At 70.6% G+C, this 8,362-nt stretch carries 5 protein-coding genes; 4 read left to right on the top strand and 1 reads right to left on the bottom strand.

Features of this window, described 5'->3' with window-relative positions; genetic code table 11:
* Nucleotides 1–3,855, top strand: a 3,855-nt coding sequence (hrpA, locus tag AB0J68_RS21230) for an ATP-dependent RNA helicase HrpA (protein WP_363940110.1), incomplete at its 5' end; no start/stop codon positions are given.
* Nucleotides 3,856–3,904: 49 nt separating this feature from the next.
* On the opposite strand, the gene AB0J68_RS21235 is transcribed toward hrpA, so the two are convergent.
* The gene (locus tag AB0J68_RS21235) at nucleotides 3,905–4,840 is read right to left on the bottom strand and encodes a LysR family transcriptional regulator (protein WP_363940111.1); all 936 of its coding nucleotides are present in this window, start codon (nucleotides 4,838–4,840) and stop codon (nucleotides 3,905–3,907) included.
* Nucleotides 4,841–4,917: 77 nt separating this feature from the next.
* On the opposite strand from AB0J68_RS21235, the gene AB0J68_RS21240 reads away from it, so the two are divergent.
* Genes AB0J68_RS21240 through AB0J68_RS21250 form a run of 3 tightly spaced genes read left to right on the top strand, consistent with a single transcriptional unit; the run spans nucleotide 4,918 to nucleotide 8,298 of the window.
* Nucleotides 4,918–5,601 (top strand): succinate dehydrogenase cytochrome b subunit, encoded by a 684-nt coding sequence (locus AB0J68_RS21240; RefSeq protein ID WP_354858344.1) that lies wholly within the window; start codon nucleotides 4,918–4,920, stop codon nucleotides 5,599–5,601.
* 1 nt (nucleotide 5,602) lies between these two features.
* The gene (locus AB0J68_RS21245; RefSeq protein WP_363940113.1) at nucleotides 5,603–7,540 is read left to right on the top strand and encodes a fumarate reductase/succinate dehydrogenase flavoprotein subunit; all 1,938 of its coding nucleotides are present in this window, start codon (nucleotides 5,603–5,605) and stop codon (nucleotides 7,538–7,540) included.
* Nucleotides 7,537–8,298 carry a succinate dehydrogenase/fumarate reductase iron-sulfur subunit gene (locus AB0J68_RS21250; protein ID WP_363940115.1) on the top strand — a complete coding sequence of 254 codons (762 nt, stop codon included), beginning with the start codon at nucleotides 7,537–7,539 and terminating at the stop codon, nucleotides 8,296–8,298. Before AB0J68_RS21245 ends, AB0J68_RS21250 begins: the two co-directional genes overlap by 4 nt.
* The last annotated feature ends 64 nt before the right edge of the window (nucleotides 8,299–8,362 follow it).

Below are 8,362 nucleotides of genomic sequence, written 5' to 3' on the forward strand. Positions count from 1 at the left end.
GCGGCGATGTCGTCCTTGCGCTCGCTGACCGGCAACCCGGCCGGGTACGTGATCACCGGCACCGCCGCCATCCGTGATCACCAGGTGGTGATCGTGGCCGGCGAGACCGGCTCCGGCAAGACGACCCAGATCCCCAAGATCTGCCTGGAGCTGGGGCGCGGCGTGCACGGCCTGATCGGGCACACCCAGCCCCGCCGGTTGGCCGCCCGGACGGTGGCCGACCGCATCGCCGACGAGCTGGGCACTGAGCTGGGCGACGTGGTCGGCTACAAGGTGCGCTTCACCGACCAGGTCAGCGAGCGCAGCCTGGTGAAGCTGATGACCGACGGCATCCTGCTGGCCGAGTTGCAGACCGACCGGATGCTGCGCCAGTACGACACGTTGATCATCGACGAGGCGCACGAGCGCAGCCTCAACATCGACTTCATCCTCGGGTACCTGCGGGAGCTGCTGCCCCGGCGTCCCGACCTCAAGGTGATCATCACCTCGGCGACCATCGAGACCGACCGCTTCGCCCGGCACTTCGCCGGCCCGCCCACGGCCGACGAGCCGCAGGGCGTGCCCGCGCCGGTGGTCGAGGTCTCCGGGCGCACCTACCCGGTGGAGGTGCGCTACCGGCCGCTGGTCGAGGTCGCCGACGGCGAGGAGGAGGGCGACGGCGACGAGGAGAACGTCCGCGACCAGATCCAGGCGATCGGCGACGCCGTCGAGGAGCTGGCCGCCGAGGGCCCCGGCGACATCCTGGTCTTCCTCAGCGGCGAGCGGGAGATCCGCGACACCGCCGACGCGCTGGGCAAGCTGGTACAGAAGAAGCGCTCCCTGCTCGGCACCGAGATCCTGCCGCTGTACGCCCGGCTGTCCAGCGCCGAGCAGCACCGGGTCTTCGCCGCGCACAGCTCGCGCCGGGTGGTGCTCGCCACCAACGTCGCGGAGACCTCGCTGACCGTGCCCGGGATCAAGTACGTGGTCGACCCGGGCACCGCCCGCATCTCCCGCTACTCCAGTCGGCTCAAGGTGCAGCGGCTGCCGATCGAGCCGGTCTCCCAGGCGTCGGCCAACCAGCGCAAGGGCCGCTGCGGGCGGACGTCCGACGGCATCTGCATCCGCCTCTACGACGAGCAGGACTTCCTGTCCCGCCCCGAGTTCACCGACCCGGAGATCCTGCGCACCAACCTGGCGTCGGTCATCCTCCAGATGACCGCGATCGGGCTCGGCGACCTGGCGGCGTTCCCGTTCATCGACCCGCCGGACAAGCGCAACATCACCGACGGCGTCAACCTGCTGCACGAGCTGGGCGCGCTGGACCCGACCGAGGCCGACCCGGCGAAGCGGCTCACCGCGCTGGGCCGGCGGCTGGCCCAGCTACCGGTCGACCCCCGCCTGGCCCGGATGGTGGTCGAGGGCGAACGCAACGGTTGCGCCACCGAGGTGCTGGTGATCGCCGCCGCGCTCTCCATCCAGGACCCGCGCGAACGGCCGGCGGAGAAGCAGGCCCAGGCCGACCAGGCGCACGCCCGGTTCGCCGACAAGGAGTCGGACTTCGTCGCGTACCTCAACCTGTGGCGCTACCTGCGCGAGCAGCAGCGGGAGCTGTCGTCCAGCGCGTTCCGCCGGATGTGCAAGGCGGAGTACCTGAACTACCTGCGGATCCGCGAGTGGCAGGACATCGTCAGCCAGTTGCGCCAGGTGCTGCGTACCCCGGCGGAGAGCGACCGGCGGGGTGGGCGGCCGGCGCGCGACACCTCGGACGAGGCGGACGCCGGCCGGGGCCGGCGCGGTGGCGCGGACCTGCCGGAGGAGATCGACACCCCGAAGGTGCACCAGTCGCTGCTGCCGGGTCTGCTGTCGCACATCGGGCTGAAGGACGCCCAGAAGCACGAGTACCTGGGGGCGCGGGGCGCGAAGTTCGCGCTCTTCCCCGGGTCGGCGTTGTTCAAGAAGCCGCCGCGCTGGGTGATGGCCGCCGAGCTGGTGGAGACCTCCCGGCTCTGGGGCCGCATCGCCGGCCGGATCGAGCCGGAGTGGGTCGAGCCGCTCGCGCAGCACCTGGTCAAGCGCAGCTACAGCGAGCCGCACTGGGAGAAGAAGCAGGCCGCGGTGATGGCCTACGAGAAGGTCACCCTGTACGGCATTCCCCTGGTCACCTCCCGCAAGGTCAACTTCGGGCGGATCGACCCGGCGCTGAGTCGGGAGCTGTTCATCCGGCACGCCCTCGTCGAGGGCGACTGGCAGACCCACCACCGGTTCTGGGCGGACAACAAGCGCCTGCTCGCCGAGATCGAGGAGCTGGAGAGCCGGGCGCGACGCCGGGACATCCTGGTCGACGACGAAACCATCTTCGGCTTCTACGACCAGCGGATTCCGGCCGACGTGTCCTCCGGCCGGCACTTCGACAGCTGGTGGAAGAACACCCGCCGGGACCAGCCCGACCTGCTCACCTTCACCCGCGAACTGCTCATCAACGACGGCCGGGCCGGGGTGGACGAGAGCGACTACCCCGACGAGTGGCAGGCCGACGGGGTGAGTCTGCCGCTGACCTACCGCTTCGAGCCGGGCACGCCGACCGACGGCGTCACCGTGGACATCCCGCTGCCGCTGCTCAACCAGGTGCCGGCAGAGACGTTCGACTGGCAGGTGCCGGGGCTGCGCGAGGAGACGGTGATCGCGCTGATCCGCTCGCTGCCCAAGGCGATCCGCCGCAACTTCGTGCCGGTGCCGGACTACGCGCGGGCCGCGCTCGCCGCGATCACACCCGGCGAGGAGCCGTTGCTGGACGCGCTCACCCGCCAACTGCGGCGGATGACCGGCGTCACCGTGCCCCGCGACGCCTGGGAGCCGGGCAAGCTGCCGGCACACCTGCGGGTCACCTTCCGGGTGCTCGACGCCGACGAGAAGCCGGTCGCCGAGGGCAAGGACCTGCCGGCCCTGCAACGCCAACTGCGCCAGGAGGTACGCCAGGTGGTGGCGGCCGCCGCGCCGGAGGTCGCCCGGACGGGGCTGCGCGAGTGGAGTATCGACGATCTTCCGCGCACCATCGAGCAGGTGCGCGCCGGCTACGCGGTGACCGCGTACCCGGCGCTTGTCGACGAGGGCGCCACGGTCGGGGTGAAGGTGTTCGACTCCCCCGCCGAGGCGGAGGCGGCGCACTGGGCGGGTACCCGCCGGCTGCTGCGGCTCACCGTGCCGTCCCCGGCCCGGTTCCTTCAGGGCCGACTCAGCAACGAGGCGAAGCTGGCGCTGAGTCGCAACCCGCACGGCGGCGTGCAGGAGTTGATCGAGGACGCCGCGGGCGCGGCCATCGACCGGCTGATCGAGGACGCCGGTGGCCCGGCGTGGGACGCCGAGGGGTTCGCGGCGCTGCGCGAGAAGGTTCGCGCCGACCTGGTCGACACTGTCGTCGAGGTGATGGACCGGGTCCGCCGGGTCCTCGCCGCCGCGTACGCCGTCGAGCAGCGACTCGGCGCCACCCGCAACCTCGCCGTGGTGGCCGCGCTCGCCGACATCCGCAAGCAGCTCGCCGGGCTGGTGCACGCCGGTTTCATCACCGAGACCGGGTACGCCCGCCTGCCCGACCTGCTGCGCTACCTGACCGCCATCGAGCGCCGGCTGGACCGCCTGGGCGGCAACCCCCAGCGGGACCGGCAGCAGCAGGACCGGATCGCGGCGGTGCAGAAGGAGTACGACGACCTGCTCGCCGCCCTGCCGCCGGCACGCCGGCAGGAGGCGGCCGTCCGGCAGATCCGCTGGATGATCGAGGAGTTGCGGGTGAACGTCTTCGCCCAGGCGCTGGGCACCCCGTACCCCGTCTCCGAACAGCGGATCTACCGGGCGATGGACGACGCCGAGGGCCGCTGAGACCGACGGACCGGCCGGACGCGACGGCGGCCGGCCGGGCCTGAGGGCTTCACAGTGGTTCCACGCCGGGCGGCAGCTCGCCCCGGTCGATCGCCGACTGGATGTAGTCGAGCAGGATCCGCCGCAGTTCCCGACCCGCGTGGGTCGGCACGATGTCGCGGCGGCGGGCCACCGCGATGGTCCGCCGCACCCCGGGCGGAGCGAGGGGCGTGATCCGCACGCCCGGCCTGCGGGCCAGCACGATGCCCGGCACGAGCGCGATGCCCAGCCCCGCCTCGACGAAGCTGAGCACCGCGTCCATCTCACCGCCGTCCACCGCGAAGCTCGGTTCGAAGCCCGCCTCGCGGCACGCCTGGATGGTTGCGTCGCGCAGGTCGTAGCCCTCTCGGAACATCACCATCGGCTGGTCGCGCAGGTCGGTGATGCGCAGCTCGCCGGTCGGCGACGCGGTGGGCACCTCCCCCACCGAGGCCACCACCAGGCTCTCCCGCAGGATCGGGTCGACCCGCAGGCCCGGGTCCGCGCCCTGGGCCGGCATGATGATCAGGGCCAGGTCGAGGTCACCGCGGAGCAGGTTCCGGACGAGATCCTGCGAGCCGCCCTCCTCGACGCGCAGGTCGACGGTGGGATGCGCGTCGCGGAACCGGCGCAGCACCGGCGGGGCGAGCGAGGTGGCGAGGCTCGGGGTCGCGCCGAGCCGGACGCGACCCCGCCGGAGCCCGACCAACTCCTGCACCTCCCGGGTCGCGGTCTCCACGTCGGCGAGGATCCGGGTCGCCAACGGCAGGAGCACCTCGCCGGCCGCGGTGAGGGCGATGTTGCCCCTTACCCGCTCGAACAGCGGCGCTCCGAGGTCGGTCTCCAGGGCGTGAATTTGCTTACTGAGAGAAGGCTGAGTGATGCCGACGATGTCGGCGGCTTGGGTGAAATGTCGTACTTCGGCCACCGCAACGAAGTACCGGAGCTGATGGAGCTGCATCAACATAGCCTAAAGCTATTAATGCTACGAGTTTGATGCATTGGACGACTGATCGAAGTGCTCCTAGCGTCGGTCCCGTGGTAATGACGAAAACTCGGTCGCCCATTCGCTCGAACGTCGGCCTCAAGGCCGTCATGGCGGTGACGGGCATCCTGCTGGTGCTGTTCCTGATCGCGCACATGCTCGGGAACCTGAAGGTGTTCACGGGGGAGACCTCGTTCGACCACTACGCGCACTGGCTGCGCGACATCGGCAAGCCGCTGCTGCCCGGTGTCTGGTTCCTGTGGATCCTGCGCACCGTCCTCGTGGTGGCCGTCGTCGCCCACATCTGGGCCGCCACCGTGCTGGCGTTGCGCGCCCGCGCCGCCCGACCGGTGAAGTACGCCCACCGCAAGAAGGTCCGGGGCAGCTACGCGGCCCGCACCATGCGCTGGGGTGGCGTGATCATCCTGCTGTTCGTGATCTACCACCTCCTGGACCTGACCACCGGCACGCTCAACCCGGTCGGCAACGAGGGCAAGCCCTACGGCAACGTCGTCGCCGACTTCGCGCCGGAGCGCTGGTACGTCACGCTCTTCTACACCCTGGCGATCGTCACGCTCGGCTTCCACCTGCGCCACGGCGCGTTCAGCGCGTTCCGCAGCCTCGGCCAGCAGACGCCCCGGGGCGAGCGTCGGGCGCGCAACGCCGCGCTCGTCTTCGCCGTGGTGCTCTGCGCCGGATACCTGGTGGTCCCGTTCGCCGTTCTCACCGGATTGGTGTCCTGACATGGAACTCTTCACCGAGGGCGACCCGATCGCCGACACGAAGGCTCCCGCCGGCCCGATCGAGAAGCGCTGGGAGACCCGGCGCTTCGAGGCCAAGCTGGTCAACCCGGCCAACCGCCGCAAGATGACCGTGATCGTGGTCGGCACCGGCCTGGCCGGCGGTTCGGCCGCGGCGACGCTGGCCGAGCAGGGCTACCACGTCAAGTCCTACTGCTACCAGGACAGCCCGCGCCGGGCGCACTCGATCGCCGCGCAGGGCGGCATCAACGCCGCGAAGAACTACCGCAACGACGGCGACTCGGTGCACCGGCTGTTCTACGACACCGTCAAGGGCGGCGACTTCCGCTCCCGGGAGTCGAACGTGCACCGCCTGGCCGAGGTGTCGGTCAACATCATCGACCAGTGCGTCGCCCAGGGCGTGCCGTTCGCCCGCGAGTACGGCGGCCTGCTGGACACCCGATCCTTCGGTGGCGCCCAGGTGCAGCGCACCTTCTACGCCCGGGGTCAGACGGGCCAGCAGCTGCTGCTCGGCGCGTACCAGGCTCTGGAGCGGCAGATCGGCCTGGGCAACGTCGAGATGAACTCCCGGCACGAGATGCTGGAGCTGGTCATCGTCGACGGCAAGGCCCGCGGCATCGTCGTCCGGGACCTGGTCACCGGCGAGATCAGCACCGAGATGGCCGACGCGGTCGTGCTCGCCTCCGGCGGCTACGGCAACGTCTTCTACCTCTCTACCAACGCCAAGGGCTGCAACGTCACCGCCACCTGGCGGGCGCACCGCAAGGGCGCGTACTTCGCCAACCCCTGCTACACGCAGATCCACCCGACCTGCATCCCCGTCTCCGGCGACCACCAGTCGAAGCTGACGCTGATGAGCGAGTCGCTGCGCAACGACGGCCGGGTCTGGGTGCCGAAGACCAAGGGCGACGACCGCAACCCGCGCGACATTCCGGAGGACGAGCGGGACTACTACCTGGAGCGGATCTACCCCTCCTTCGGCAACCTGGTCCCCCGCGACATCGCCTCCCGCGCCGCGAAGAACGTGTGCGACGAGGGTCGGGGCGTCGGGCCGACCAAGCTCGGCGTCTACCTCGACTTCGCCGACGCGATCGGCCGGCTGGGCCGCAAGGCCATCGAGGCCAAGTACGGCAACCTCTTCGAGATGTACGAGCGGATCACCGGCGAGGACCCGTACGAGGTGCCGATGCGGATCTACCCCGCCGTGCACTACACGATGGGCGGCCTGTGGGTCGACTACGACCTCCAGTCGAGCATCCCGGGCCTGTTCGTGATCGGCGAGGCGAACTTCTCCGACCACGGCGCGAACCGCCTCGGCGCCTCGGCGCTGATGCAGGGCCTGGCCGACGGCTACTTCGTGCTGCCCACCACGATCGCCAACTACCTGGCCTCGGGCCCGCTGGAGAAGGTCGACGCCAGCCACCCGGCGGCGGTCGAGGCGCGTACCGACGTCGAGGACCGGATCCAGCGGCTGCTGGCCGTCAACGGGGACCGGACCGTGGACTCCTTCCACCGTGAGCTGGGCCAGATCATGTGGGAGCACTGCGGCATGGAGCGCAGCGAGGCCGGGCTGCGCAAGGCGATCGGCGAGATCCGCGACCTGCGCGACGCGTTCTGGCAGCGGGTCAAGGTGTCCGGCACGGGCGAGGAGCTGAACCAGTCGCTGGAGAAGGCCGGCCGGGTAGCCGACTTCTTCGAGCTGGCCGAGCTGATGTGCATCGATGCCCTGCACCGCGAGGAGTCCTGCGGAGGGCACTTCCGGGCCGAGCACCAGACCCCCGACGGTGAGGCGCAGCGCGACGACGACCGGTTCGCGTACGTGGCGGCCTGGGAGTTCACCGCCACCGGTGAGCCCTCGGTCCTGCACAAGGAAGACCTGAAGTTCGAATACGTCCACCCCACGCAGCGGAGCTACAAGTGAACCTGACCCTGCGCATCTGGCGCCAGAAGGGCCCTGAGGACAAGGGTCGGATGGTGACCTACCCGGTCAACGACGTGTCCCCGGACATGTCGTTCCTGGAGATGCTCGACGTGCTCAACGAGCGGCTGATCCTCGACGGCGAGGACCCGGTGGCGTTCGACCACGACTGCCGCGAAGGCATCTGCGGCATGTGCGGCCTGATGATCAACGGTGACGCGCACGGGCCGCAGCGCGGCACCACCGCCTGCCAACTGCACATGCGGCAGTTCACCGACGGCGAGACGATCGACATCGAACCGTGGCGGGCCAGCGCCTTCCCGGTCATCAAGGACCTGGTGGTCAACCGGGGCGCCTTCGACAAGATCATCGCTGCCGGTGGCTACATCACCGCGCCGACCGGCAGCGCGCCCGAGGCGCACTCCACCCCGGTCGCCAAGGCCAACGCGGACGCCGCCTTCGAGTCGGCCGCCTGCATCGGCTGCGGCGCGTGCGTGGCGGCCTGCCCGAACGGCTCCGGCATGCTCTTCACCGCCGCCAAGCTCACCCAGCTCTCGCTGCTGCCGCAGGGCCAGCCGGAGCGCTACACCCGGGTGATCGGCATGGTCGACGCGCACGACGAGGCCGGTTTCGGCGGCTGCACCAACGCCGGCGAGTGCACGGTGGCCTGCCCGAAGGGCATTCCGCTGAACACGATCGGCCGGCTCAACCGCGACTACCTCGCGGCCACCACGAAGGGCGGCAACATCCCCGGCTCCTGACCCGCCGCCCCGGCCCTTTCTGGCCACCCCTGACCGCCGTGCCCCGACCCTTGGGGTACGGCGG

The organism is Micromonospora sp. NPDC049580, from assembly GCF_040675595.1.
In the GTDB taxonomy this organism is placed as follows: domain Bacteria; phylum Actinomycetota; class Actinomycetes; order Mycobacteriales; family Micromonosporaceae; genus Micromonospora.

Bases quoted from the DNA above. Each gene is read 5' to 3' on its own strand.
- AB0J68_RS21235 (WP_363940111.1), bottom strand. From the start codon at position 4,840: ATGTTGATGCAGCTCCATCAGCTCCGGTACTTCGTTGCGGTGGCCGAA.
- AB0J68_RS21240 (WP_354858344.1), top strand. From the start codon at position 4,918: ATGACGAAAACTCGGTCGCCCATTCGCTCGAACGTCGGCCTCAAGGCC.
- AB0J68_RS21245 (WP_363940113.1), top strand. From the start codon at position 5,603: ATGGAACTCTTCACCGAGGGCGACCCGATCGCCGACACGAAGGCTCCC.